General features: G+C 68.0%; 20 protein-coding genes and 1 other RNA gene. 17 read left to right on the top strand and 4 right to left on the bottom strand.

The window, feature by feature from the left end; all coding sequences use genetic code 11:
* Window positions 1-6 precede the first annotated feature (6 nt).
* On the bottom strand, window positions 7-2,061 hold the full coding sequence (locus BMX32_RS04295) for a M13 family metallopeptidase (protein WP_089974899.1): 2,055 nt from the start codon (window positions 2,059-2,061) through the stop codon (window positions 7-9).
* Window positions 2,062-2,285: 224 nt separating this feature from the next.
* Between BMX32_RS04295 and BMX32_RS04290 the strand changes: the two genes are divergently transcribed.
* The 3 genes from BMX32_RS04290 (at window position 2,286) to BMX32_RS04280 (ending at window position 6,632) form a co-directional block, all read left to right on the top strand.
* A complete protein-coding gene (locus BMX32_RS04290) occupies window positions 2,286-3,062 on the top strand; it encodes a TenA family transcriptional regulator (RefSeq protein WP_089974896.1) in 777 nt (258 codons plus the stop codon).
* A 126-nt stretch (window positions 3,063-3,188) separates the two neighbouring features.
* Window positions 3,189-5,858, top strand: a complete 2,670-nt coding sequence (locus BMX32_RS04285) for a putative bifunctional diguanylate cyclase/phosphodiesterase (protein WP_343123848.1) — start codon at window positions 3,189-3,191, stop codon at window positions 5,856-5,858.
* 99 nt (window positions 5,859-5,957) lie between these two features.
* Window positions 5,958-6,632 (top strand): HAD family hydrolase, encoded by a 675-nt coding sequence (locus BMX32_RS04280; RefSeq protein ID WP_089974894.1) that lies wholly within the window; start codon window positions 5,958-5,960, stop codon window positions 6,630-6,632.
* A 78-nt stretch (window positions 6,633-6,710) separates the two neighbouring features.
* Here the strand turns inward: BMX32_RS04280 and BMX32_RS04275 are convergent, their stop codons facing one another.
* The 3 genes from BMX32_RS04275 to rsmI form a co-directional block, all read right to left on the bottom strand.
* Entirely contained in the window at window positions 6,711-7,076 is a 366-nt protein-coding gene (locus BMX32_RS04275; protein WP_089974893.1) for a YraN family protein, read from the bottom strand.
* A gap of 33 nt (window positions 7,077-7,109) precedes the next feature.
* Window positions 7,110-8,909: a penicillin-binding protein activator gene (locus BMX32_RS04270; RefSeq protein WP_089974892.1), complete on the bottom strand. Its 1,800-nt coding sequence runs from the start codon at window positions 8,907-8,909 to the stop codon at window positions 7,110-7,112.
* Window positions 8,910-9,095: 186 nt separating this feature from the next.
* Complete coding sequence (rsmI, locus tag BMX32_RS04265) at window positions 9,096-9,923, bottom strand: 16S rRNA (cytidine(1402)-2'-O)-methyltransferase (protein ID WP_170843558.1); 828 nt, start codon at window positions 9,921-9,923, stop codon at window positions 9,096-9,098.
* A 58-nt stretch (window positions 9,924-9,981) separates the two neighbouring features.
* On the opposite strand from rsmI, the gene rnpB reads away from it, so the two are divergent.
* From rnpB to ftsA, 14 genes are all read left to right on the top strand, one after another.
* Window positions 9,982-10,347: RNase P RNA component class A (gene rnpB / locus BMX32_RS04260), an RNA gene on the top strand.
* Between the two features lie 356 nt (window positions 10,348-10,703).
* A complete protein-coding gene (gene mraZ / locus BMX32_RS04255) occupies window positions 10,704-11,150 on the top strand; it encodes a division/cell wall cluster transcriptional repressor MraZ (protein ID WP_089974888.1) in 447 nt (148 codons plus the stop codon).
* Between the two features lie 48 nt (window positions 11,151-11,198).
* Complete coding sequence (gene rsmH / locus BMX32_RS04250; RefSeq protein ID WP_089974885.1) at window positions 11,199-12,122, top strand: 16S rRNA (cytosine(1402)-N(4))-methyltransferase RsmH; 924 nt, start codon at window positions 11,199-11,201, stop codon at window positions 12,120-12,122.
* The gene (gene ftsL / locus BMX32_RS04245) at window positions 12,119-12,391 is read left to right on the top strand and encodes a cell division protein FtsL (protein WP_043695774.1); all 273 of its coding nucleotides are present in this window, start codon (window positions 12,119-12,121) and stop codon (window positions 12,389-12,391) included. The genes rsmH and ftsL overlap by 4 nt, the downstream gene beginning before the upstream one ends.
* Window positions 12,388-14,193 carry a peptidoglycan D,D-transpeptidase FtsI family protein gene (locus BMX32_RS04240; protein ID WP_244511403.1) on the top strand — a complete coding sequence of 602 codons (1,806 nt, stop codon included), beginning with the start codon at window positions 12,388-12,390 and terminating at the stop codon, window positions 14,191-14,193. Before ftsL ends, BMX32_RS04240 begins: the two co-directional genes overlap by 4 nt.
* Entirely contained in the window at window positions 14,190-15,683 is a 1,494-nt protein-coding gene (locus BMX32_RS04235) for a UDP-N-acetylmuramoyl-L-alanyl-D-glutamate--2,6-diaminopimelate ligase (protein ID WP_089974882.1), read from the top strand. Before BMX32_RS04240 ends, BMX32_RS04235 begins: the two co-directional genes overlap by 4 nt.
* Window positions 15,680-17,044: a UDP-N-acetylmuramoyl-tripeptide--D-alanyl-D-alanine ligase gene (murF, locus tag BMX32_RS04230; protein ID WP_089974879.1), complete on the top strand. Its 1,365-nt coding sequence runs from the start codon at window positions 15,680-15,682 to the stop codon at window positions 17,042-17,044. The genes BMX32_RS04235 and murF overlap by 4 nt, the downstream gene beginning before the upstream one ends.
* Window positions 17,034-18,116: a phospho-N-acetylmuramoyl-pentapeptide-transferase gene (gene mraY / locus BMX32_RS04225; protein ID WP_089974877.1), complete on the top strand. Its 1,083-nt coding sequence runs from the start codon at window positions 17,034-17,036 to the stop codon at window positions 18,114-18,116. The genes murF and mraY overlap by 11 nt, the downstream gene beginning before the upstream one ends.
* Window positions 18,117-18,122: 6 nt before the next feature.
* On the top strand, window positions 18,123-19,346 hold the full coding sequence (gene ftsW, locus BMX32_RS04220; protein WP_089974874.1) for a putative lipid II flippase FtsW: 1,224 nt from the start codon (window positions 18,123-18,125) through the stop codon (window positions 19,344-19,346).
* Window positions 19,343-20,437, top strand: coding sequence for an undecaprenyldiphospho-muramoylpentapeptide beta-N-acetylglucosaminyltransferase (murG, locus tag BMX32_RS04215; RefSeq protein WP_089974871.1), 1,095 nt, complete (start codon window positions 19,343-19,345; stop codon window positions 20,435-20,437). Before ftsW ends, murG begins: the two co-directional genes overlap by 4 nt.
* Window positions 20,434-21,876, top strand: coding sequence for a UDP-N-acetylmuramate--L-alanine ligase (murC, locus tag BMX32_RS04210; RefSeq protein WP_089974868.1), 1,443 nt, complete (start codon window positions 20,434-20,436; stop codon window positions 21,874-21,876). The genes murG and murC overlap by 4 nt, the downstream gene beginning before the upstream one ends.
* Window positions 21,873-22,847 (top strand): D-alanine--D-alanine ligase, encoded by a 975-nt coding sequence (locus BMX32_RS04205; protein WP_089974865.1) that lies wholly within the window; start codon window positions 21,873-21,875, stop codon window positions 22,845-22,847. Before murC ends, BMX32_RS04205 begins: the two co-directional genes overlap by 4 nt.
* Window positions 22,844-23,584, top strand: coding sequence for a cell division protein FtsQ/DivIB (locus BMX32_RS04200; protein WP_089974862.1), 741 nt, complete (start codon window positions 22,844-22,846; stop codon window positions 23,582-23,584). Before BMX32_RS04205 ends, BMX32_RS04200 begins: the two co-directional genes overlap by 4 nt.
* Before the next feature lie 8 nt (window positions 23,585-23,592).
* Window positions 23,593-24,831: a cell division protein FtsA gene (gene ftsA, locus BMX32_RS04195; protein WP_089974857.1), complete on the top strand. Its 1,239-nt coding sequence runs from the start codon at window positions 23,593-23,595 to the stop codon at window positions 24,829-24,831.
* The last annotated feature ends 134 nt before the right edge of the window (window positions 24,832-24,965 follow it).

Below are 24,965 nucleotides of genomic sequence, written 5' to 3'. Positions count from 1 at the left end.
CACCGATTACCAGATCCGCACGCGCTGCTTCGGATCCAGGTAGAGCTTCTCGCCCGGCTTCGGCTTGAACGCGTCGTACCACGGATCGAGGTTGCGCACGGTCTGCGCGCGGTACGGGCCCGGTGCGTGGCCATCGCCGATCACCTGCTGGCGCAGCGCGGCGTCGCGCGTCTTGCTGCGCCACGATTGCGCGAAGGCCAGGAAGAAGCGCTGGTCGCCGGTCATGCCGTCGATCACCGGTGCGGGCTTGCCGCCGAGGCTTTCCTTGTAAGCCGCATACGCGATGGCGAGACCCGATACGTCGGCGATGTTCTCGCCCAGCGTCTGCTGTCCGTTGATGTGCAGGCCCGGCAGCGGCTCGTACTGGTTGTACTGCGCGACCAGCTTCTGCCCGGCCTCCTTGAAGTGCTTCTCGTCTTCGGGGGTCCACCAGTTGGCGAGGCGGCCCTGCGCGTCGAATTCGGCGCCGGTGTTGTCGAAGCTGTGGCTGATCTCGTGGCCGATGACCGCGCCGATCGAACCGTAGTTGGCGGCCGGGTCGGCCTTCGGATCGAAGAACGGTGCCTCGAGGATCGCCGCGGGGAAGTTGAGCGCGTTCTGCAGCGGCAGGTTCACCGCGTTGACCGTCTGCGGCGTCATCCACCATTCGTCGCGGTCGACCGGCTTGCCGAGCTTGGCGACCTGGTGGCGATACTCGGCAAGCTCGGCGCGCTGGTGATTGCCGAGCGCGTCGTCGGGGCGGATCTCGACCTTCGAGTAATCGCGCCAGGTATCCGGATAGCCGACGCCCACCTTGATCGTGGCGATCTTGGCTTTCGCCTTCTGCTTCGTCGCTGCCGACATCCAGTCGATCGTGTCGACGCGCTGGTCGAACGCCTTCAGGATGTTCTTGACCATGTCCTGGACTTCGGCGCGCGACGATGCCGGGAAGTATTCCTTGACGTAGATCTGGCCCACCGCATCGCCGAGGTCGACATTGGTGCGGGAGATGCCGCGCTTCCACCGGTCGCGCTGCTTCGGCGTGCCGGTGAGCGTCTTGCCGTAGAAGCCAAACGCGAGGTCGTCGTAGGCCTTCGGCAGCAGGCCCGAGGCGTTCTCGTTGATCGTATGGAAGCGAAGCCACGCCTTCCAGGTGTCCAGTGGCTCGCTCGCGACGAGGGCGGCGAATTTCGTCACGGTGGCGGGCTGCCACACGATGAACGTGGGCTGGTCGGCGAGGCCGGCCGCCTTGAACCAGGCGTCCCAGTCGAGCCCCGGCGCCTTGCTGGCGAAGCTGGTGCGCGGCCACGGGTTGTTGGCCTTGTGGATGTCTTCGCTGTCGACGATGGACAGCTGCGCCTGCGCGATCTTCGTTTCCAGCGCCACGATGGCCTTCGCCTTGCCGGCCGCATCGGGCGTGCCGGCCTGCGTGAGGATCGCCTCGACATAGGCGGCGTACTTCTGCCGGGTCTCGACCATGTCCTTGTCGGTCTTCAGGTAGTAGTCGCGGTTGGGCATGCCGAGGCCGCCCTGCAGCAGGTAGGGAACGTTCTTCGAGGGGTCCTCGAGGCCCTGCGCGACGAACAGGCCCAGCAGATGCTCGGTGTCCAGGTTGGTCGCGTTGATCGGGTCGACGTCGGCGCGCAGTTGCGCGCCCAGCGCGGCCGACAGCTGGGTCTTGTCCTTGATGCCGTCGATGGCGGCGAGCGCGGGCTCCAGCGGCTTGAGGCCGGCCTTCTCGATGGCGACCTCATCCATGTACGCCTTGTAATAGTCCGCGATGAGGCGCTGCTCGCTGCCCGCGGCGGGGTTGCTCTTGCCGGCGGCGGCGATCAGATCGGCCGTGCGCTTCTCGGCCTTCTGGAACACCTGCAGGAAGATGCCCGTGGAGGCCCGGTCGGCCGGGATCTGGGCCGTCTTCATCCATGTGCCGCTGGCATACCCGTTGAAATCGTCACCGGGCTTCACGGACCGGTCGATGCCCTTGAGGTCGATACCGGAAGGCGCGTCGGCCGCGAAGGCGGTGCCGGAGGCGAGTGCGCAGGCGATCGAGGCGGCGAGGAGCCGATGGATGGTGGCCATGGAGGGATCCCTTGGTGGTTGGGAAAGCCACGATAGACCTCCCGTTCAGACTTTTGTCCATGACCGATGGGCTACGCGGCCGCGGTGCCCGGGGTGTGCAAAAGCGGCGAGGGGGATGTGCCCTAATGGTCGTCCGGTGCCGCAACGGCCCCGGAACGGGGCGGGCCGCGGGTCGCCCGGGTCCGCCCGTCCATCCATGGCAGCAGATCTTTAGGGAGATCTATATGAACGCACGTTTCGAACTGACCGGCTCGCAGACCGACATCACCAGCTATCCGATCTGGGCACAGGACATGGTTTCGTCCTGCGCGGATGCACGGCGGGGTATCGTGGAACACGAGATGTGGGACGCCATGCGCGCCGCCACCCTCGATCCGCAGACCACCCGCAACTTCATGGTCGGCGTCTGGCCCGTCATCGAGCGCTTCCCGGGGTACATGTCGCACAGCCTGCTCAAGACCCGTTACGGCCGCAGCCCGGGCGACGACCTCGCCCGCCGCTGGCTCGTGCGGAACATCCGCGTGGAACAGAACCACGCCGAGTACTGGCTGAACTGGGCGGAGAGCGCGGGGGTGTCCCGCGACGAGGTGCTGGCCGCCGAGCCGCCGAAGGGCTCGCAGGCCCTGGCCGACTGGTGCGAGGAGGTCAGCCGCAACGATTCGCTGGCCGCCGGCATCGCCGCGACCAACTATGCGGTGGAAGGAGCCACCGGCGACTGGTCCCAGCTGGTGTACGAAAGCACGGTCTACGCCGAAAGCTTGCCGATTTCCGGCCGAAAAGCCGGCCTTCGCTGGCTTCAGCTTCACGCGGCCTATGACGATACCCATCCCTGGGAGGCCCTGGAAATCGTCTGCACGCTGATGGGGCACAATCCCCCGGTGGACCAGATCGAGCACATCAAGGAGTGCGTCCGTCGCAGCTACGTCAGCATGAGCATCACGCTGGACCGCTGCATGGACGGGGTGTCGTCCATTCGCAAGTGGAACGAGGTGGCGGCGTAACTCGCAAGTTGCCTGTCACATGGCGCAATATCACGTCGGTTTGAGGTATGAGGGGGTTCGATGCCGTTCGAAGCCAGCCACCATCAGCTCCTGTCCAGGCGCCTTCGGCCCCTGGCTTGGGCGCTGGTGGCCGTCATCGGACTCGTTCTCGCCCTGACGTGGGTTGCGTTGCAGACCCAGGTGACTCTCGCCGGTTTCCTCAACGGCGAGAGTCTCTGGTCGAAAGCGCAGAAACAGGCGGTCATCGACCTGGACGAATACGCAGGTCATGGCCGCCCCTCCGACCTCGAGGGCTTCCGGCGGAACTACGCGGTGCTCGTGGCGGATCGCTGGGCCCGCGACGCCATCGCGAGCGGCGACTTCTCCCATGCGGACGTCGAAGCCGCTTTCGCCCGGGGCGGAGTCATCCGCGAGGCCATCCCGGGGATGGTCTTCATCTTCCAGTATTTCGACGGCATGCCTTACGTCCGCGAGGCGGTGAAGGCATGGCGTTCGGTGGACGCGAGCATCATGGAGCTCGACACCACCGCCAATCGCCTCGAGCGCGCGTGGCGCGCCGGCGCGTTGACCACCGCGGACATCGAAGCCGAGCGTGCCCGGATCGCGGCGCTCAACAACACCATCGAGCCGCGCGCGAAGGCGTTCTCGCTATACATCGCCAACGGCGCCTCGTGGCTCGGGCGCGTGCTCTTCTTTACCGTGCTCGGCGTGGCCGCGCTGGCGTCGTTGCTCTGGCTGCGCATGGCGCAACGCATCCTTGCCGGCATCCGCGGCACCGAGGAGCGTTACAGCCTGCTCTTCGACAGCGCCGCGGACGCCATCTTCATGGTCGACCAGGAGACGGGGCGCATCCTCGACGCGAACGACCGCGCCGCCATCTGGCTCGGCTGCCATCGGGCGGACCTGATCGGCATCGAGCTCGAGAGCCTTTTCGTGGACGGATCGCCGCGGTCCGGCGAAGGGCGCCTGCGCACCATCGACGGTGGCGCGCGCCCGGTCGAAACGCAGAGCAGCCTGGTGGCCTGGGGCTCGCGGCAGGTGTCGCAGGCGATCGTGCGTGACATCTCCGATCGCGTCGCGATGGAGCAGGAGCGCAAGATCGCGGCCGAAGCGCTCGCCAGCATCGCCGAAGGCGTGATCATCGCGGACGCGGACCGCCGCGTGACCACGGTCAACGCGGCGCACACCAAGCTCACCGGGTTTCCGCCGCAGTCGCTGCGCCGCACGCGCTTCGACGCCACGCGCACGCTTCCCGACGGCCGGCCGCTGCCGCAGACGCTGTGGGAAGACATCGCCGGTGGCGAGAACTGGCTGGGCGAGGTGGAAAGCCGTCGCGCCGATGGCAGCACGTACCCCGAGCTGATGAGCATCAGCACGATCCGCGACCGCGAAGGGCGCCCGCAGCATTATGTCGCGGTGGTCTCGGACATCACCGCGCGCAAGGCGGATCGCCAGCGATTGCAGCACCTCGCCACGCACGATCCGCTGACCGGCCTCGTCACGCGCTCCGAGTTCGAGCGCCGTTGCGCCGAGGCGATCACGCGCGCCGCGCACGAGCGCGGCGCCGTCGCGGTGCTGTTCGTCGACCTCGACGCGTTCAAGGTCGTCAACGACAGCTACAGCCACGCGATCGGCGACGCGTTGCTGATGCGTGTCGGCGAACGGATCCGCGCGCAGCTCGCGCCGCACGACGTCGCGGGACGTATCGGCGGCGACGAATTCACGGTGCTGCTCGCCGACCTGCGCTCGCGCGAGGAAGCCCTGCTCGTGGCCGAGGCGATGCTCGCCGCGCTTTCGCGGCCGTTCGACCTGGGCGATTACGAGCTCTTCGTCAGTGCAAGCATCGGCATCGCCGGTTACCCGCTCGATGGCAACGACGCGGTCACGCTGATCGCCAACGCCGACGCCGCGATGTACGTGGCCAAGACGGAAGAGCGCAACGCGTTGCGCTTCTATACGCCGAAGATGCACGCCGACGCGCGGCGCCGCCTCAAGCTGGCATCCGAGCTGCGCCAGGCGCTGGTCCGCAACGAGTTCCACCTCGTTTACCAGCCCAGCGTCGAGATGAAGACCGGTCGCATCGTCGCCGTCGAGGCCCTGATCCGCTGGCGCCACCCCGAGCGTGGCAACGTGGGGCCGGACGAATTCATTCCGATCGCCGAAAGCCTCGGCCTCATCCGCCAGATCGATCAGTGGGTGCTCGAGCACGCGTGCCAGCAGCTGATCCACTGGGACGAGATGCGCCTTCCGCCGCTGCGCATGGCGGTCAACGTGTCGGCGGGGTCGTTCGGGCATCCCGATTTCCTCGCCGGCATCAGCCAGGCGCTGCGTTCCACGGGCGTGCCGGCGAACCGCTTGCTGGTCGAGATGACGGAGAGTGCGATCCTGCGGATGGGCGAGGACACCGAGCGCTCCATGCAGGCGCTGCACAACCTCGGCATCGCGGTGGCGATCGACGATTTCGGCACCGGCTACTCGTCGCTGGCCTACCTGAAACTACCCGCGGTGGCGTACCTCAAGATCGACCGTTCGTTCGTGACCGGCCTGCCGGCCAACGGCAACGATGTCGCGATCACCGAGGCCATGGTCGCGATCGCCCGCAGCCTGGATCTGCATACGATCGCCGAGGGCATCGAGACGGAAGGGCAGCACGACTTCCTCGTGCGCGCGGGGTGCCAGGAAGGGCAGGGCTTCCTCTATTCGCGGCCCCTGCCGCCGGACGAGATCGAGCGTCTGCTGGCCCCCAAGACGACGGGCGGCAAGCGCCTGTCGCTGGTGCCGCCGCGCAGGGCGTGAGCCCGGGATTGCACGCTCCTACAATACGCAGCCAGCATCTTCCGTCGACACTTGCCGTCCCCATATAGCGGGGAACCGCTCTTCGTCCAAGGATTTTCCGTGTCCAGCAACGATTCCATCGTCTTCCTGTTCGATGTCGACAACACGCTGATCGACAACGACCGCTTCAGCGCGGATCTCGCCGCGCGCCTCGAAAGCGAGCTCGGCGCGGACGGGCGAGCGCGTTACGCCGACATCGACAAGACGATCCGTGCGGAAGTCGGCTATGCGGATTACCTCGGCGCGCTGCAACGCCTGCGCGGACAGGAAAGCAGCCCGTCGTACATGTCGCTGTCGTTCTTCCTGCTCGATTACCCGTTCGACGAGCGCCGGTTCCCGGGCGTACCCGAAGCCATCGCGCACCTGCGGACGATCGGCCGGCCGGTGATCATGTCCGACGGCGATACCGTGTTCCAGCCGCGCAAGATCCGCCGTGCGGGCTTGTGGGACGCCTTCCATGGCGATGTGCTGATCTACGTGCACAAGGAAGACATGCTCGACGACATGCGTCGCCAGTACCCGGCGGACCATTACGTGATGGTCGACGACAAGCCGCGCATCCTCGTGGCCATGAAGAAGCTCATGGGCGACGCGGTCACCACGGTCTTCGTGAAGCAGGGTCACTACGCGGCGGCGGCGGGCAAGGAACTCGAAGAAACGCCGCCCGACATCACGATCGATTCGGTCGCCGAACTGGCGGCGATGCGTCGCGAGGAATTCGTCGCGGCGGCCTGATCGCGATCCCGTTCGCCAGCAGGCTGGCTACCACCCTTCGGTAGGTCCGTAGCGGGTGGGAGCCAGCCTGCTGGCGATTCAAGCCTCGAAAGCGTTTCGCACCCACTCCACCCGGTCCCCGTCGAACGCCACCACATCGAACCGGCATGGTCGCCGCGCGTCGTAAGGGCGGCCTGCCAGCCAGATGTGCGCGGCGCTGATCAGCCGTCGCCGCTTCGCGAACGTGACCGAAGCGAGCGCGCCGCCGAACGCGGCGCCGCGGCGATACCGCACTTCGACGAAGACGATCGTGTCGCCGTCGCGCATCACCAGATCGATCTCGCCGTGCCGGCAGAGGAAGTTGGCCTGCACCAGGCGCAGACCATGCGCCGCGAGGAACGTGCGCGCCGCGGATTCGAACCGGTCGCCGGTAGCGCGGAGAGGGGTGGCTTTGCTCGTGGTCACGCGAACCTCCTTGCAGGTTCGCGCCGGCGGGGATCAGGCCCCGCCGTTCTCCACGGTCGGAGCCGCCGCCGGCGCTTCGAGCTCGAGGCTACCGGCGACCGGGCGCGCGACGCCGTCGGCGAACCGCGCCCAGATGAGTACGCGACGCACGCGACCGAACTCGTCCGCGACGAGCTGACCCGTGGCGCCGGGCAGGTAGCTGCCCGGATGCCCGCGCATCCAGTCGATGTACGGCACGAGGCCCCAGGCATCCATGCCGAAGGCGAACAGACGCGCCGTGACGCCCTTCGTCGCGGGGATCGCGTTGGCGAGTTCGGAACGGCGGGGCAGACCCGGCTGCGCGTCGAACAGCCAGGGCGCGTCGCAGAATTCCACGCCGTCGAGATCGCGATCCGCGGTCGGATCGTCGCCGCCACCATAGACGTGCGAGGTCGCGAACACCGGGAGGGTGTTCTTCGCCAGGCGCAGCTGCGGCAGCAGCAGGCGGGCCTGCTGCGGCTTCATGCTGAGGAAGACGCCGCTGGTGGCCGGATCTTCGCCGACCGGCTCGGAGAGCTGCGACGCGAAGTCGATGCTGGCCGAATCGAGGGTGACCTGGCTGGCGAGCGTGCCGCCACGTGCCTGCCATTCGGCCTTGAACGCGTTGCCCGCGCGACGGGCGAAATCGTCCGTGGACACGATCGCCGTCGCGGTGCGGATGCCGCGGTCGTACATGTGGTCGGCGACCTGCGCGCCCTCGGTTTCCGGCAGCATGCCGAATTCGTTGGCGCCCGCCGGCGGCAGGTTGCGATTGTCGTTGGGGTAGTTGAGCGTGAGCATGGGCGCGGGGAGGGCGCCCTTGGCGAAGATCGCCGACACGCCGTCGCGATTGAGCGGGCCGACGACGAAGCGCGCACCGTCCGCGACGGCCTTGTCGTACGCGTTCACCGCGTGCTGCGCATCGTTGCCGGAGTCGTACACGACGACTTCCGGGCGCGGGGCGTCCGTATGCGACGCGTCGATGTAGCTGGTGAAGAAGCCATCGCGGATCGCGGCACCCGCACCGGCGAGAGGGCCCGACAGGGGCAGCAGTAGCGCCACCTTCGTCGGCACCTTGTAGCCCTCGCGAACGCCCTTGTCGCCGCTGACGGTACCCACGGCCTGGTCGAGCACGGCCGGCGCACGGTTCACGTTGCCGAGCTGCGCCTGCGCTTCCATGACCCAGGGGCGCATCGGGTCGTTGGCCGGCAGCGCCGCGCCGCGATCGGCGAGCGGCTGCGCGCCGAGGCCGGTGAGCAGCACCAGGATCTGCTTGCGGTTTTCTTCGCGATCGATGCCGCGCAGCTTGCCGTCGAGTTCGATGCGCGTCTGCGCCGCGCTCCACGGATCGCCCGCGGCGGCCTGCGCACGCGCCCGGAGTTCGGCCAGGCGCTGGTCGATCTGCGGCGAGACGCGGGCGTCGGGCTTGCCGGTGAGCGACAGGGCCGTTTTCGGGTCGTTCTTCTTCAGCGCGATCTCGGCGCGCAGCGCGTCGAAACGAAGCGCGTCCTCGCCTTCGAGACGCGACCGGCGGATGTCGGCGACGACGGGCTCCGCGCGATCGAGCGCGCCTTCCTGGCGGAACGACTCCGCGGCGAGCAGCTTGTAATAGTCGCGATGCGCGCTGTCCTGCGCGGCGAGTGCGAGGTAAGCCTGCGCCGCCTGATCGAACTGACCCTTGATGTAGAGCGTCTGCGCCGCCTGCGTCGCCTCGCCCGACGGTGCGCTGGCACGCGGAACACCGCCCTGCGTCACGCAGCCGGCGAGGCCGACGGAAAGCAGGATGCCGAAGGTGGTGGCACGGATCGATCGCATCGAAAGGGTTCCTTGGCTACGCGGTGGCGCCCCGGCGCCGAAACGACAGGATCATAGCCCATCGGTTTGCGAGGCCGGCGTGAGTCGTTCTGCAGGACCTCGATCGACCGCTGGGAGCCAGCCCACCGGCGGTGGGGGCTCGCGGCGGCGTGATCGCAAGCAGGCTGGCTCCCACCGGAGCAGGTTCTAGGATCCGTAAAGCGCCTTGCGCGGCGCACCCGTGATCGCCGCGGCCATCTTCGCCGCCTTCGCGGGCGGCAGCTCTTCTTTCAGGATCCCGAAGACGCGAAGTCCTTCGGCCAGCCGTTCGTCTTCGCCCGCTTCGCGTCCCGCGACCATCACGACGAACTCGCCGCGCTGCTGGTTGGGATCGGCGGCCACCGTCCCGACGAGCGTTTCCAGGGCGCCATCCAGCACCGTCTCGAACATCTTGGTCAGCTCGCGCGCGACGACCGCCTCGCGCATGGCGCCGAACACGTCTCGCATGTCCTGCAGCGATTCCAGGATGCGATGCGACGATTCATAGAAGATGAGGGTCCGGGGCTCGCCGGCCAGCTCGGCCAGGCGCGATCGCCGCGCGCCGGCCTTCGCGGGCAGGAAACCTTCGAACACGAAGCGATCGCTCGGCAGTCCGGCGACGGACAGCGCCGCGACCACGGCGCTCGGGCCCGGCACCGGGCTCACGCGGAAGCCGGCGGCACGGGCGGCCCGCACCAGGCGGAACCCCGGGTCGCTGATCAGAGGGGTGCCGGCATCCGACACGAGCGCCACGTCGTCGCCGGCGCGCAGGCGCTCGACGATGCCTTCCACGGCCGTGCGCTCGTTGTGGTCGTGCAGGGCGAGCAACGGCGTGTCGATGCCCAGATGCTGCAGCAACGGTCGCGTATGGCGGGTGTCCTCGGCGGCGACGACCTTCACCCGGCGCAGCGTCTCGATGGCGCGCGCGCCGATGTCGTCGCGATGGCCGATCGGCGTGGCGACGACGTGGAGCGTGCCTGGGCGGGAGGTGGACATGGGAGCGGCCGGTGCGGTGAAGCCGGACATTCTAGCGCCGTCGGCTATACTCCTCCGTGGAGTCGGCCAGACAGTCGCGAGGCGCCGTGTGCGCTTCGAGGAAAGTCCGGGCTCCATAGGGCAGGGTGCCAGGTAACGCCTGGGCAGCGTGAGCTGACGGCCAGTGCAACAGAGAGCAGACCGCCGATGGCCCCGCAAGGGGATCAGGTAAGGGTGAAAGGGTGCGGTAAGAGCGCACCGCGTGCGGGGCTAACGTCGCACGGCACGGTAAACCCCACCCGGAGCAAGACCAAATAAGGGAACCATGACGCGGCCCGCGTCGTTCCCGGGTAGGTTGCTAGAGCCTGGTGGCGACGCCAGGCCGAGAAGAATGACTGTCACGTCGCAAGACGCACAGAACCCGGCTTACAGGCCGACTCCAACTTCTTCGCGACGCTGATGGGAGCCAGCCTGCTGGCGATGGATGCTCGCCGCGAGCAGCCATCGCCAGCAGGCTGGCTCCCACCTGTCAGCCGCTTGCGGCCCGCATCTTCCATGAACGTGAGTTCATCGGTCCGCGTGAATTGTCCTTCACATCGTTCCTGAAAACGCGAAGCGCATCGCAAAAAAACCCCACGATTCAATCACCTTCCAGTCCTTCCTCAGAAATGGCTGGAAATGGTCATGAACGTAGCCTTTCTCCTTGATTCACAAGAAAAAATTCCTTGACAGTCTCAGGGGGCGAGACTATCGTGGGCTCCAGTGTGAAATCGTGGGATTTGGTGGGGCGGCCAACAAGACATGTTCCAGGGCGAGACAGCCATCACGGTCGACGACAAGGGTCGTCTGACGATTCCGACCTCGTATCGGGATCAGGTCGCTGTCGCGTGTGCGAATCGTCTGGTCGTCGCCTACAACCCCTTCGAGACCGGGTGCCTCTGGATCTTTCCGTACGCGGAGTGGGAACAGGTGCGTGACCAGGTCAATGCATTGCCAAGCGTCAAGGCCGTTCACCGCGCGCTGCAGATGAAGCTGGTGGGTGCCGCGGCCATCGTCGAGCCCGACGGGGCGGCCCGCATCCTCCTTCCTTCGAGCCAACGAGCGGCGGCCGGCATAGAAAAGAAAGCGATCCTGCTCGGCATGGGTAACAAGTTCGAGCTGTGGAGCGAACAGGCTCACCTCGCGAAGATCCGCCAGACGATCGGCGAGGACGAGATCAGCGACGACATGGCGGAGCTGCGGTTGTGACGACGTACTAATTCGAGGTTTTCGGTGGAACGGGAGCGGGATGTGGCGATGGCGGGGCGCGATGTGCACATCCCTGTGATGCTCGACGAAGCGGTGGAGGGTCTCGCAGTGCGCGAGAACGGGCGCTATCTGGATGGGACTTTCGGCCGCGGCGGACACGCCCGGGCGATCCTTGCCCGCCTCTCGAACGAAGGTCGCCTGTTTCTCATGGATCGCGATCCGACCGCGATCGCCGTGGCCGAGCAGGGCCTCGCCACCGACCCGCGCGTTTCGCTCCGCCACGACAACTTCGCCACGATGGGCGAATGGCCCGCGCTCGAAGGCGGCCTCGACGGCATCCTCCTCGACCTGGGCGTGTCGTCGCCGCAGCTCGACGACGGCACCCGCGGCTTCAGCTTCATGTCCGACGCGCCGCTCGACATGCGCATGGACACCACACGCGGCATCAGCGCCGCCGATTTCCTGCGCGATGCCGACGAAGCCGAGATCGCAGACGTCCTGTGGACCTTCGGCGAAGAGCGCTTCAGCCGGCGCATCGCGAAAGCGATTGTCGAGCGTCGCGCGACCGCGCCCGTCGAGCGCACCGGCGAACTCGCCGCGCTGGTCGCCGGCTGTGTCGGTCGCCGCGAGCCGGGCAAGAATCCCGCTACCCGCACCTTCCAGGCGCTGCGCATCCGCGTGAACGCTGAACTGGAATCCGTCGAGCGCGGTCTCGACGCCGCGCTCGAGCTGCTGAACGTCGGCGGCCGCCTCGCGGTCATCAGCTTCCACTCGCTGGAAGACCGCACCGTGAAGCAGTTCATCCGCGCGCACGAAGGGCGCGTGCAGGGCAGCCGTCGCGGTCCGCCCGCCGAAGCGAAGCTCGCGCGCCTGAAGCCGGTCGGCAAGGCGATCTTTCCGTCCGCGGCCGAAGTCGCCGCGAACCCCCGTTCGCGCTCGGCCGTGCTGCGCGTGGCGGAGAAACTCGCATGAAGGTCTTCGGCGCGATCTGCCTCTCGATCCTGCTGCTGGCGGTCATCGCCAGCGCGATCGGCGTGGTCTGGACGCGCCATGAGAGCCGCGTGCTCTTCGTCGAGCTCTCGCGCCTGCAGTCGCAGAAGGACGACCTCGGCGTCGAATATGGTCGCCTCGAACTGGAGCAGGCGACGTATGCCGAGCCCAGCCGCATCGATGCCGACGCCCGCGGCAAGCTCGGCATGTTCACGCCGAAGCCGCAGGACATCCAGCTGGTGCGCCGATGAGGGCCCGTCACGGCAAGCCCGTCGTGCCCAGCCGCCGCCGCGGCCAGGGCCCGAGCCCGCGCAAGCGCATGACGGTGATCGTCGCCGTGCTGTGCGTCGCCGCGTCCGGCCTCGTGGTCCGCGCGTTCGACCTGCAGGTGGTGCGCAAGCAGTTCTATCAGGACCAGGGCGACGCGCGCTTCCTCCGCGAGATGCCGATCGCCGTGTCGCGCGGCACGATCTTCGATCGCAACGGCGAGCCGCTCGCCGTGTCCACGCCGGTCGCCTCGATCTGGGCGAACCCGCCGGAAGTGCTCGAGAACGAGGAGCGCATCCCGGAGCTCGCGAAGGCGCTGCACGTCGACGCCGACGACCTGAAGCAGAAGATCGCCCAGCGCGCGGACAAGGAATTCATGTACATCGCGCGCCAGATGCGTCCGGAAGACGCGCAGGCGATCGTCGACCTGAAGATCCCGGGCATCTCGGCGCAGCGCGAGTACCGTCGTTATTACCCATCGGGCGCGGTGAACAGCCACATCCTCGGCTTCACGAACATCGACGATCACGGTCAGGAAGGCCTGGAGCTGGCATTCGACGAATGGCTCGCCGGCAAGCCCGGCGCGAAGCGCGTGATCCGCGACCGCATGGGCCACGTCGTCGAGGACGTCGAACTGGTGCGCGAGCCGCAGCCCGGCCGCGACCTCACGCTGTCGATCGATCGCCGCATCCAGTACCTCGCGTACAGCGCGCTCAAGGACACGCTGGAAAAGAACAAGGCCGACTCCGGCTCGATCGTCGTGATGGACGTGCATACCGGCGAAGTGCTCGGCATGGCGAACCTGCCGTCGTTCAATCCGAACGCCGTGCGCGGGAGCACCCCGTCCGAGCGCCGCAACCGCGCGGTGACCGACGTCGTCGAGCCGGGTTCCACCATGAAGGCGTTCACGATGGCGGCCGCGCTCACCAGCGGCAAGTACACGCCGACCGCGCCGCTGATCGAGACGTCGCCGGGCACGTGGATGATGGGCGGCCATCCGGTGCGCGACACGCACAACTGGGGCACGCTCACGCCGACCGGCGTGATCACGAAGTCGTCCAACGTCGGCGCCGCGAAGATCGCGATGACGCTCGACACCGACTTCCTCTACGGCATCTACAAGTCGTTCGGCCTCGGTAACAGCACCGGCAGCGGATTCCCCGGCGAAGCCGCGGGTTACCTGCCGGTCGGTCGCACGTGGAAGCCGATCGAGAAATCGCGCCTCGCCTACGGCTACAACCTCAACGTCACCCCGTTGCAGCTGGCGAGCGGCTATGCCGCGCTGGGTAACGGCGGTGCGCTGCGTTCGCCGACCTTCATCAAGGGCGCGGACAACGATCCGCAGCAGATCGTGACCCCCGAGGTCGCGCACCAGATCGTCCGCATGCTCGAGACCGTCGTCGCCCCGGGTGGCACGGGTTATGGCTTCGCCTCGGTCGCCAACTACAGCGTGGCCGGCAAGACGGGTACGTCGCACAAGAACTCCGTCGGCGGCTACTACTCGAACAATTACATCTCGCTCTTCGTCGGCATGATCCCGGCCAGCGCCCCCCGCCTCGTCACGGTGGTGGTCATCAACGATCCGAAGGGCGGCCATTACTACGGTGGCTCGGTCGCCGGCCCGGCCTTCGCGCGCGTGATGGAAGGCGCCGTGCGCCTTCTCGACATCGCACCGGACAACGTCGGTCGCTGGTATGCCGGCGGCCCCAGCCAGGGTGGCCTGATCGGCACGACCAACGCACCGCCGCAGGCGGACGATAGCGCGGCGGAAGAGGTGGTCCCATGACCATGCGCCTCGCCGACCTGCTCGATGGATTCGCCGACGCCACCGGTGCCGGCGATCTCGTCGTTTCGGGGCTCGCGATCGATTCCCGTGAGATCCGGTCCGGCAACGTTTTCGTGGCGCTGCGCGGCACGAAGGACCACGGCATCGCGTTCGCCGCGAAGGCCGTCGCCAACGGCGCCACGGCCGTGCTGGCCGAACCGCCGTACGACGCGCCGGGCATCGACGTGCCGGTGATCGCCGTCGAGGGCCTGCGTGGGAAGACCGGTGCGATCGCGGCGCGTTTCTTCGCCGATCCGTCGGCGTCGCTCGAAATGATCGGTGTCACCGGCACCAACGGCAAGACCTCGACCGTGCAGCTGATCGCCCAGGCGCTGGCTTTCCTCGGGCGCAAGCCGGCCACTGTCGGCACGCTCGGTGCGGGCCTGCACGGCGCGATCGCCGAAGGCGAGCGCACCACGCCCGACGCCATCCGCATGCAGGCGCTGCTCGGCGAGTTCCGCGATGCCGGCGCGACCCACGTGGCGATGGAAGTGTCGTCGCACGCGCTGGAGCAGGGGCGGGTGAACGCCATCGCGTTCGACGTCGCCGTGTTCACCAACCTCACGCGCGACCACCTCGATTACCACGGCACGATGGAAGCGTACGGGGCCGCGAAAGCGAAGCTGTTCGCCTTCGATGGCCTGCGCGCCGCCGTCGTCAACGTCGACGACCCGTTCGGCGCGAAACTCGCCAAGGGTCTGCCCGACGGCGTAGAGAAGCTGCGCACGTCGATGGCGTCCGACGCGACCGAAAAAGAGGCCGAGGTGCGCGCGGACATCGTCGTGACGTCGGCCAAGGGACTCTCGTTCAACCTCAACACGCCGTGGGGCATGCGCACCGTGCGCAGTGCGCTCCTCGGCCGGTTCAACGTGGCGAACCTGCTCGCCGTCGCGGCCGTTCTCGGCGCGCTGGGCGAGCCGTTCGATCGCATCCACGCCGCGCTGGAATCGCTGCAGCCGGTGAACGGTCGCATGAGCCGGCTCGGCGGCGACGGCCGCAAGCCGCTGGTCGTGGTCGACTACTCGCACACGCCCGATGCGCTCAAGCAGGCGCTCATGGCGCTGCGTTCGCATACCAAGGGCCGGCTGATCTGCGTGTTCGGCGCCGGTGGCGACCGCGATCAGGGCAAGCGTCCGCTGATGGCCGCGATCGCCGAGCGCCTGGCCGACGTCGTCATCGTCACCGACGACAATCCGCGTACCGAAGACGGCGACGCGATCGTCGCCCAGATCGTGGCGGGCTTCGCCCACCCGGAAACCATCATGGTGGAGCGCGACCGCGCGCACGCCATCGCCCTGGCGCTTGCCGACGCGAAAGCCGACGACGTCGTGCTGATCGCCGGCAAGGGCCATGAAACCTATCAGGAAGGTCCGGAGGGCAAGCGCCCCTTCGACGACCTCGCCGTCGCGAGCGAAGCGATGGCGTCCAGCAAGAAAGGAGTCCGCGCATGATGCGCCTGTCCGCCGTCGCCCTCTGGACCCGTGGCCGCCTTCAGGGCGCCGACGGGGACGTGGGCGGCTTTTCCATCGACACCCGCACGCTCAGGCCGGGCGACCTCTTCGTCGCGCTGCCGGGCGAGCACGTCGATGGGCACGATTTCGTCGCCGCGGCCGCCGCGCGCGGGGCCGTCGCCGCGCTGGTGACGCATCCCGTCGACGCGCCGATTCCCCAGGTGATCGTCGACGACACGCAGCTCGCACTCGGCGATCTCGCCAGCGCGGTGCGCGCGCAGCGCGACGTTCGCGTCGTCGGCATCACGGGTTCCAACGGCAAGACGACGGTGAAGACGCTCACGGCGTCGATTCTTTCGCGCCACGGCCGCACGCACGTCAACGCCGGCAATTTCAACAACGAGATCGGCATGCCGCTGACGCTTCTGGCGATGCCGGAAGACACGCGCTACGCGGTGCTCGAGATGGGCGCCGGCAAGCCGGGCGACATCGATTACCTCGCCGCCATCGCGCGGCCCGATATCGGCCTCGTCAATTCCATCGCCGCCGCGCATCTTGAGCGGATGGGCACGATCGAAGGCGTCGCCGAAACCAAGGGCGCGCTGTACCAGTCGCTGCCTGCCGACGGCGTCGCGATCATCAACGCCGATGACGAACGTTTCTCGGGCTTCTTCGCCAATCTCGCCGGCTCGCGCACGATCCTGCGTTACGCGCTCGACCATCGCGCGGACATCGGTGCCGACATCGTCGAAGAACGGATCGACGGCACGCATTTCGTGCTGTCGACGCCGCACGGCGACGGCGACGTGCACCTGCCGCTGCCCGGCCGCCATAACGTGGCGAACGCGCTCGCGGCCGCCGCCATCGCCACGGCGCTCGGCGTGCCGGTCGACACGATCGTCGAAGGCCTGGAGCAGGTACCGCACGTCGCGGGCCGCCTGAACCTCGAGCCGATGCCGGGCCACTGGACGCTGATCGACGACAGCTACAACGCGAACCCCGGTTCCGCGGCGGCGGCGATCGACACGCTCGCGCTGGCACGCGGCGAGCGCTGGCTGATCCTCGGCGACATGGCGGAGCTCGGCCCGGAAGCGGTGAGGATGCACGCCGACATCGGTCGCCTCGCCCACCAGCGCGGCATCGAGCGTCTTCTCGCCACGGGCGCGAAGAGCGCCGCCGCGGTCGAGGCGTTCGGCGCCGGTGCGCAGCATTTCGCGACGCAGGAAGGCCTCATCGAAGCCGCCTGCGCGCAGATCCACGAGGGCGTGACCTGCCTCGTGAAGGGGTCGCGTTCTTCCGGCATGGACCGGGTCGTGGCTGCGATGAAGAAATACGCTGAAGGAGCATCCCATGCTGCTTGAACTGGCGGAATGGATGGCTCGGCACTTCACGTCGCTGCATCTTTTCCAGTACATCACCTTCCGCGCGATCATGGCCGCGCTGACGGCGCTCGCCGTGTCGCTGCTGCTGGGCCCGGCGCTGATCCGCAAGCTCGCCGCGCTGAAGGCCGGGCAGGTCGTGCGCAGCGACGGTCCGCAGACGCACCTCTCCAAGGCCGGCACGCCGACGATGGGCGGGCTGCTCATCATCTTCGCGGTCGCTATCGCCACGCTGCTGTGGGCCGACCTCGGCAACCGTTACGTCTGGGTGGTGCTGGCGGTGACGGTGCTGTTCGGCGGCATCGGCTTCTACGACGACTACCGCAAGCTCGTGCTGAAGGACAGCCGCGGCCTCGCCAGCCGCTGGAAGTATTTCTGGCAGTCGGTGTTCGGCCTTGGCGCGGCGGTGTTCCTCTACCAGACGCATCAGCTCCCGGCGGAGACCGCGCTGTACGTGCCGCTGTTCAAGCAGGTGGCGATTCCGCTCGGCGTGCTCTTCATCGTCGTCGGCTACTTCATCATCGTCGGCTTCTCCAACGCGGTGAACCTCACCGACGGTCTGGATGGCCTGGCGATCATGCCGAGCGTGCTGGTCTCCGGCGCGCTGGGCATCTTCGCCTACCTCGCCGGCAACAAGCTGTTCTCCGAATACCTCGGCATCCCGGCGATTCCGGGCGCGGGCGAGCTGGCGATCTTCTGCAGCGCGCTGGCCGGCGCGGGCCTCGGCTTCCTCTGGTTCAACACGTATCCGGCGCAGGTCTTCATGGGCGACGTGGGCGCGCTCGCCATCGGCGCCGCGCTCGGCACGGTCGCGCTCGTGGTGCGCCAGGAGATCGTGCTGCTGGTGATGGGCGGCGTCTTCGTGATGGAGACGGCGTCGGTGATGCTCCAGGTCGGCAGCTTCAAGCTGCGCGGCAAGCGCATCTTCCGCATGGCGCCGATCCACCACCACTTCGAACTGAAGGGCTGGCCCGAACCCCGGGTCATCGTCCGTTTCTGGATCATCAGCGTCGTGCTGGTGCTCATCGGTCTCGCCACGTTGAAGGTGCGCTAAGCGATCATGTTCGGTCTCGGCAACAAGCAGGCGAAACGCCGTCAGGGCCCACGGGGGAGCTTCGACCTCCCGTTGCTCGTGGCCGCGCTGTCGCTCGCGGCGCTGGGCGTGGTGATGGTCACCTCCAGCTCCATCGCCGTCGCCGACGGTTCGCATCAGGGCGCGTTCTATTACCTGAAGCGCCACCTCGTGTTCCTCGTGCTGGGTGCCTGCCTCGCGGGCGCGGCGATGCGCACCGAACTGAAGACGCTCGAGAAGCACAGCTTCCTGCTGCTGCTCCTCGGCATCATCATGCTGCTGATGGTGTTCCTGCCCGTGTTCGGCATGCGCATCAACGGCGCGCGCCGCTGGGTGAACCTGCTGGTCACGAGCTTCCAGCCCGTCGAAGCCGTGAAGCTGATCCTCGTGGCGTACCTGGCCAGCTATCTCGTGCGCCACCGCGAAGGCGTGGAATACGAGCTGTTCGGCGTGGTCAAACCCGTCGCCGTGGCCGGTTTCATCGTGTTGCTGCTGCTCGCGCAGCCCGACTTCGGTTCGGCCGCCCTCGTCGTCGCCACGACCGTCGGCATGGTGTGGCTGGCCGGTGCGCGCATGCGCAACCTCCTGCTGCTCGGCACGCCGCTGGTGCCCGCGCTGATCTATGCCGCGACGGCCGAGGATTACCGCATCAAGCGACTCACCTCGTTCCTCGATCCGTGGAAGGACCCGTTCAACGACGGTTTCCAGCTGACCCAGGCGCTGATCGCCGTCGGTCGCGGCGAGTGGACGGGCGTCGGCCTCGGCTCCAGCGTGCAGAAGCTGTTCTACCTGCCGGAAGCGCATACCGACTTCATTCTCGCGGTGCTGGCCGAAGAGCTTGGCCTCGCCGGCATCATGCTCGTGATCTTCCTCTACGTCGTGCTGGTGGGCCGCGGCCTGTACATCGGGCTGAAGGGCGTCGAGCTGGGCCATCGTTTCTCGGGCTACGTGGCCTACGGCATCTCGCTGATGATGGGCTTCCAGGCGATGGTCTCGATCGGCGTGAACCTCGGCGTGCTGCCGACCAAGGGCCTGACCCTGCCGCTGATCAGCTCGGGCGGTTCGTCGGTGCTGATGACCTGCGCGATGGTCGGCGTGCTGCTGCGCGCGACCTTCGAAATCAATCGCGCCGAAGACGCGCGCCAGACGGCGGTGCGCCTGCCGGCCAATGCCGTGCCGGATTCCGCCGCGCCGGCGGGAGGTATCGCATGAGCGGCCCGGTGCTGATCATGGCCGGCGGTACCGGCGGCCACATCTTCCCCGGTCTCGCGGTCGCGGACGAATTGCGCTCGCGCGGCGTGCCCGTCGCCTGGCTGGGTGCCGAGGGCGGCATGGAAACGCGCGTGGTGCCGGCGCACGGTCTCGACCTGCACACGATCGCGGTGGGTGGCCTGCGTGGCAAGGGTCTGGCGACTCGACTGATGGCGCCGGTGATGCTCGTGCGGGCGCTCCTCGCATCGCTGAAGCTGCTGCGCAAGCTGCGTCCGCGCTGCGTGCTGTCGATGGGTGGTTACGTCGCCGGTCCGGCAGGCGTCGCGGCGCGGCTCGCGGGCATTCCGCTGGTGGTGCACGAACAGAACGCCGTCGCGGGCTTCACCAACCGCAAGCTCGCGGGATTCGCGAAGCGCGTGCTCACCGGCTTCCCGAACGTGCTGCCGCACGGCGAATGGGTCGGTAACCCCGTGCGCGCACGGATCGCCGCGCTGCCGTCGCCCGCCGAGCGCTTCGCCGGTCGCGATGGCCGGCCGCGCCTGCTCGTGCTCGGCGGCAGCCTGGGTGCCCGCACGCTCAATCTCGCCATTCCCAAGGCCCTCGCGCACTGGCGTGCGCAGCCGGATCTCGATCAGCTCGATCCGGAAGTGGTTCACCAGACCGGCGAGCGCGGGCTCGAGGAAGCCAACGCCGCGTATACCGAAGCCGGCGTGGCCGCGACCATCGTCCCCTTCATCGAGGACATGGCCGGTGCCTACGCGTGGGCCGACGTCGTGGTCTGCCGCGCCGGCGCGCTCACGGTGGCCGAGCTTTGCGCCGCCGGGCTCGAAGCGGCGCTGGTGCCGTTCCCGCATGCCGTCGACGACCACCAGACCGCGAACGCGCGCGCGATGGTCGATGCCGGTGGCGCGCGCCTCGTCACCGACGCGCTGCTCAACGGACCCGGCGGCCACGGCGCGCTCGGCCTGCTCCTGTTCGACATGATGCTGGATCGCCAGCACATCCTTTCCGCGGCCAACGCGTCCCGCACGCTGGCCAAGCCCGACGCCGCAGCAACGATTGCACGTCATTGCATGGAGGTTTCCGCATGACGCCCGGTCGTTTGCGTTCCCACGAAGATTTCATGACCTCGTTCCGCCGTGTCCATTTCATCGGCGTGGGCGGCGTCGGCATGAGCGGTATCGCCGAGGTGCTGTGCAACCTCGGTTACAGCGTCTCCGGCTCGGATCGCGCGTCGACGACGACGACCGACCGCCTCGCCGGACTCGGTATCGAGATCCACGTCGGCCACGAGGCGTCCAACGTCGATGGCGCCGACGTCATCGTCACGTCGAGCGCCATCCGCGCCGACAACCCGGAACTGGTCGCCGCGCATGCGGCGCGCATCCCGGTGGTTCCGCGCGCGGAAATGCTCGGCGAGCTGATGCGCTTCCGTCGCGGTATCGCGATCGCGGGAACGCACGGCAAGACCACCACCACCAGCCTCGTCGCGAGCGTGCTCGCCGAGGCCGATTACGATCCCACGTTCGTGATCGGCGGCCAGCTCAACGCCGCCGGCGCGAACGCGCGCCTCGGCACGGGCCAGTACCTCGTCGCGGAAGCCGACGAGTCCGACGGTTCGTTCCTGATGCTCTCGCCGGTGATCGCGGTCGTCACCAACATCGACGCCGACCACCTCGAGAACTACAACAACGATTTCGCGCAGGTGAAGAAGGCCTTCCGCGATTTCCTGCATCGCCTGCCGTTCTATGGCATGGCGGTGCTGTGCATCGACGACGAGGAGACGGCCCTGCTGGCGCAGGACACCTCGCGCCGCATGCTCACCTACGGCATCGACAAGCCCGGTGCCGACGTCTCCGCGTCGAACGTGCGCCAGATCGGCTTCGAGATGCATTTCGACCTGCACCTCCCGGGCATGGCGGACACGCTGCCGGTGACGCTGAACCTGCCGGGCCGCCACAACGTGCAGAACGCGCTGGCCGCGGCCGCGGTCGGCTGGCAGCTCGGCGTCGACGCCGAGGCGATCGCCCGCGCCCTCGCGCGCTTCGAAGGCGTCGGTCGTCGCTTCCACCGTCGTGGCGAGATCGCCCTCGACCAGGGCAGCGCGCTGCTCGTCGACGACTACGGCCATCACCCGCGCGAGCTCGCGGCCGTGTTCGCCGCCGCGCGTGGCGGCTGGTCGGACCGCCGCCTCGTGGTCGCGTTCCAGCCGCATCGCTACAGCCGCACGCGCGATCTGCTCGACGATTTCGCCAACGTGCTGGCCGAGGTCGACGTGCTGGTGCTGACCGAGGTCTATCCCGCCGGCGAAGCGCCGATCGCGGGTGCCGACGGCAAGTCGCTGGCCCGCGCCATCCGCGCGCGCGGCAAGACCGACCCCGTACTGGTCGACCACCCGCGCGACCTTCGCGCCACGCTGTCCGCGCTGGCTCGCGACGGCGACCTGATCCTGCTGCTCGGCGCCGGCGACATCGGCGCGGCGGCCATCGAGCTGGCGAACGCCGGCAACCTGAGGACCCCCACCCGATGAGCACCACCCGTTTCCCGCGCCTGGTCACCGATGCCGCCGACTTCGGTCGCGTGGCCGTGGTCATGGGCGGAAACTCCGCGGAGCGCGAGGTTTCGCTCAATTCCGGCCACGGCGTGCTCGAGGCACTGCGCGCCGCCGGCGTCGACGCCCACGCGATCGATGGCATCCCCGCGCTGCTCGACGCGGTGCGCGCCGGCCACTTCGCGCGCGTGTTCAACATCCTTCATGGCGCGGGTGGCGAGAACGGCGAGCTCCAGGGCGCGCTGCAGTCGCTTGGCATTCCCTACACGGGCTCGGGTGTGCTGGGTTCGGCCCTGTCGCTGGACAAGGTACGCGCCAAGCAGGTGTGGATCGCGCTCGGCCTGCCCACGCCGAAGTTCAAGGCGCTGCCGCGCGGCGCCGACGTGCACGCCGCCGCTCGCGAGATCGGCTTTCCGCTGATCGTGAAGCCGGCATGGGAAGGTTCCAGCGTCGGCATCACGCGCGTGTTCGACGAAGCGGGCCTCGATGCCGCCGTGGAACTCGCACGCCGTTATCCGGGCGACCTGCTGATGGAGACGCTCATCGAAGGCGATGCAGTCGAAGGTGGCGAGTTCACCGTCGGCGTGCTCGGCCGCGAGGTGCTTCCCACGATCAAGATCGTCCCCAACAGCGCCTACTACGATTACAACGCGAAGTACGTCGCCGAGGACACGCAGTACATCGTACCGGGCCTCGCGGGCGCCGCCGAAGACGACATGCGCGCACTCGCGCTGCGCGCCTTCGACGCGCTCGACTGCTTCGGCTGGGGTCGCGTCGACGTGATGCGCGACCGTCACGGCAGGAACTGGCTGCTCGAAGTGAACACCGCGCCGGGCATGACCTCGCATTCGCTCGTGCCGAAAGCCGCCGCCGTCGCGGGCCTCGATTACCAGGCCCTGTGCTGGCGCGTCCTCGAAACCTCGATGCAGCGGGAGGGCGCGAAGGCATGAAGGGAGCCGCCGCCACGCGGATCGTCGCCTGGGGTATCGCCATCACGTTGGTGGCGTTGCCCGTGGTCGGCGTGATGCAGGGCTGGTTCGCCGCCGGCCGCTGGCCGGTGACGCAGCTCAAGGTCGAAGCGGAGTTCGCGCACGTCAGCGCCGAACAGATCCGCAGCGCCGTGCTGCCGCGCCTCGGCAAGGGCTTCTTCGCCACCGACCTCGAAGACGTGCGCAAGTCCATCGGCTCGCTGCCATGGGTCGAATCCGTCGAAGTGCGCAAGCGCTGGCCGGACACGCTGCTCGTCCGCATCTACGAACGCCAGCCGTTCGCGCGCTGGAACGAGGACCGCCTCATCAGCCGCCAGGGCCTCGTGTTCGATGCGCCGGGCGCCGATCAGATGGGCGACCTGCCGCGGCTGCGCGGTCCGGACTCGCGACTCGCCGAAGTGGTCAGTTTCTACGCGCAAGCGCGCAAGTCGTTCGAAGGCCGCACCGGCCTGTCGATCGTCGGCGTCACCCTGAGCGACCGCGGCAGCTGGAGCGCCACGACCGACAGCGGCGCGGAGATCGTGATCGGCGATCGCGACCAGGCGGACCGCCGTCTCGCGCGCTTCCTCGACGTCTACCCGCAACTCGTCGCGGGCCGGCACGGCGGTTTCGCCTATGCCGACCTGCGTTACACCAACGGATTCGCCATCCGGTGGCCGGAACCGGAAACCACGGCCACACCCAAGGTCGGAACCTGAGCTAAACCATGAGAAACAAGAACGACAAACAGCTCGTCGTCGGCCTCGACATCGGAACGTCGAAGGTCGTCGCCATCGTCGGCGAGTACGAGCCCGGCGAAGCCATCGAAGTGATCGGCATAGGCACGCACGTGTCGCGCGGCATGAAGCGCGGCTCCGTGGTCGACATCGAATCGACGGTGCATTCGATCCAGCGCGCGGTGGAAGAAGCCGAGCTGATGGCCGGCTGCGACATCCGCTCGGTCTATGCGTCGATTTCGGGCAGCCACCTCGAAACACGCAACTCGCACGGCACCGCGGCGATCCGCGACCGCGAGGTAATGGCCGCCGATCTCGACCAGGTGCTCGAGGCCGCCAGCGCGGTCGCGATTCCGGCCGACCGGAAGGTGCTCTACAAGGAATCGCAGGAATACCGCATCGACGGCCAGGACGGCATCCGCCATCCGGTGGGCATGAGCGGCGTGCGCCTCGAAGCCAGCGTGCATCTCGTCACCGGCGCGGCCAGCGCGGTGCAGAACATCTCCAAGTGCATCCAGCGCTGCGGCCTCTCGGTCGACGAACTCGTGCCCGCGGCAGTGGCGAGCGCGAAGGCCGTGCTCACGGAAGACGAGCTCGAGCTCGGCGTATGCCTTGTCGACATCGGCGCGGGCACGACGGACATCGCCATCTACACGCAGGGTGCGATCCGTTACACGAAGTCGCTGCCGGTCGGCGGCGATCAGGTGACGAACGACATCGCGTACGGCGTGCACACACCAACCGCTCACGCGGAAGAGATCAAAATCAAATACGCGTGTGCGCTCGCCCAGCTCGCCCACGCGGAAGAAACCATCCAGGTGCCGAGCGTCGGCGATCGACCGCCGCGCCGTCTCGCGCGGCAGGCGCTCGCGCAGTCGGTGCAGGCGCGCTACGAGGAAATCTTCGAGATGGTGCAGGACGAACTGCGCCGCTCGGGATACGAAAGCCTCGTCGCCGCGGGCATCGTGCTGACGGGTGGCGCCTCGCGCATGGAAGGCGCGCTGGAGCTGGCCGAGGAAATCTTCCACAAGATGGTTCGCATCGGCGTGCCGCAACACGTCTCGGGCCTGGGCGACGTCGTGTCCAGCGAGCTGCACTCGACAGGCGTGGGCCTGCTGCTGCACGGCTCGCGGTCGAGCGGCGGCGCGCGACACGCGGGATCGTCGGTCGGCGGCAACGTTGGCAGCGTGGTGGAGAAGTTCCGGAGCTGGTTCACCAAGAATTTCTGAGTTTCGCTTCAACCGGATAGACGGTGCCCGACGGAAGGGGGGCGCCGGGGCAAGAGGAAGGCCCGCAACCCGCGGCCGACAGGAGTCGGACTCGGGACATAAACCAAAAAAAACCAAAAGTTCTGCGGAGGACG

Source organism: Luteibacter sp. UNCMF331Sha3.1 (genome assembly GCF_900109915.1).
Lineage (GTDB): Bacteria > Pseudomonadota > Gammaproteobacteria > Xanthomonadales > Rhodanobacteraceae > Luteibacter.
This window is presented reverse-complemented; position numbering and strand designations above follow the sequence as displayed.

Bases quoted from the DNA above. Each gene is read 5' to 3' on its own strand.
- BMX32_RS04200 (WP_089974862.1), top strand. From the start codon at position 22,844: ATGAAGGGAGCCGCCGCCACGCGGATCGTCGCCTGGGGTATCGCCATC.
- mraZ (WP_089974888.1), top strand. From the start codon at position 10,704: ATGTTCCAGGGCGAGACAGCCATCACGGTCGACGACAAGGGTCGTCTG.
- rsmI (WP_170843558.1), bottom strand. From the start codon at position 9,923: ATGTCCACCTCCCGCCCAGGCACGCTCCACGTCGTCGCCACGCCGATC.
- mraY (WP_089974877.1), top strand. From the start codon at position 17,034: ATGCTGCTTGAACTGGCGGAATGGATGGCTCGGCACTTCACGTCGCTG.
- BMX32_RS04270 (WP_089974892.1), bottom strand. From the start codon at position 8,909: ATGCGATCGATCCGTGCCACCACCTTCGGCATCCTGCTTTCCGTCGGC.
- murC (WP_089974868.1), top strand. From the start codon at position 20,434: ATGACGCCCGGTCGTTTGCGTTCCCACGAAGATTTCATGACCTCGTTC.
- rsmH (WP_089974885.1), top strand. From the start codon at position 11,199: ATGGCGGGGCGCGATGTGCACATCCCTGTGATGCTCGACGAAGCGGTG.
- ftsA (WP_089974857.1), top strand. From the start codon at position 23,593: ATGAGAAACAAGAACGACAAACAGCTCGTCGTCGGCCTCGACATCGGA.
- BMX32_RS04240 (WP_244511403.1), top strand. From the start codon at position 12,388: ATGAGGGCCCGTCACGGCAAGCCCGTCGTGCCCAGCCGCCGCCGCGGC.
- BMX32_RS04290 (WP_089974896.1), top strand. From the start codon at position 2,286: ATGAACGCACGTTTCGAACTGACCGGCTCGCAGACCGACATCACCAGC.
- murF (WP_089974879.1), top strand. From the start codon at position 15,680: ATGATGCGCCTGTCCGCCGTCGCCCTCTGGACCCGTGGCCGCCTTCAG.
- ftsL (WP_043695774.1), top strand. From the start codon at position 12,119: ATGAAGGTCTTCGGCGCGATCTGCCTCTCGATCCTGCTGCTGGCGGTC.
- BMX32_RS04235 (WP_089974882.1), top strand. From the start codon at position 14,190: ATGACCATGCGCCTCGCCGACCTGCTCGATGGATTCGCCGACGCCACC.
- ftsW (WP_089974874.1), top strand. From the start codon at position 18,123: ATGTTCGGTCTCGGCAACAAGCAGGCGAAACGCCGTCAGGGCCCACGG.
- murG (WP_089974871.1), top strand. From the start codon at position 19,343: ATGAGCGGCCCGGTGCTGATCATGGCCGGCGGTACCGGCGGCCACATC.
- BMX32_RS04295 (WP_089974899.1), bottom strand. From the start codon at position 2,061: ATGGCCACCATCCATCGGCTCCTCGCCGCCTCGATCGCCTGCGCACTC.
- BMX32_RS04205 (WP_089974865.1), top strand. From the start codon at position 21,873: ATGAGCACCACCCGTTTCCCGCGCCTGGTCACCGATGCCGCCGACTTC.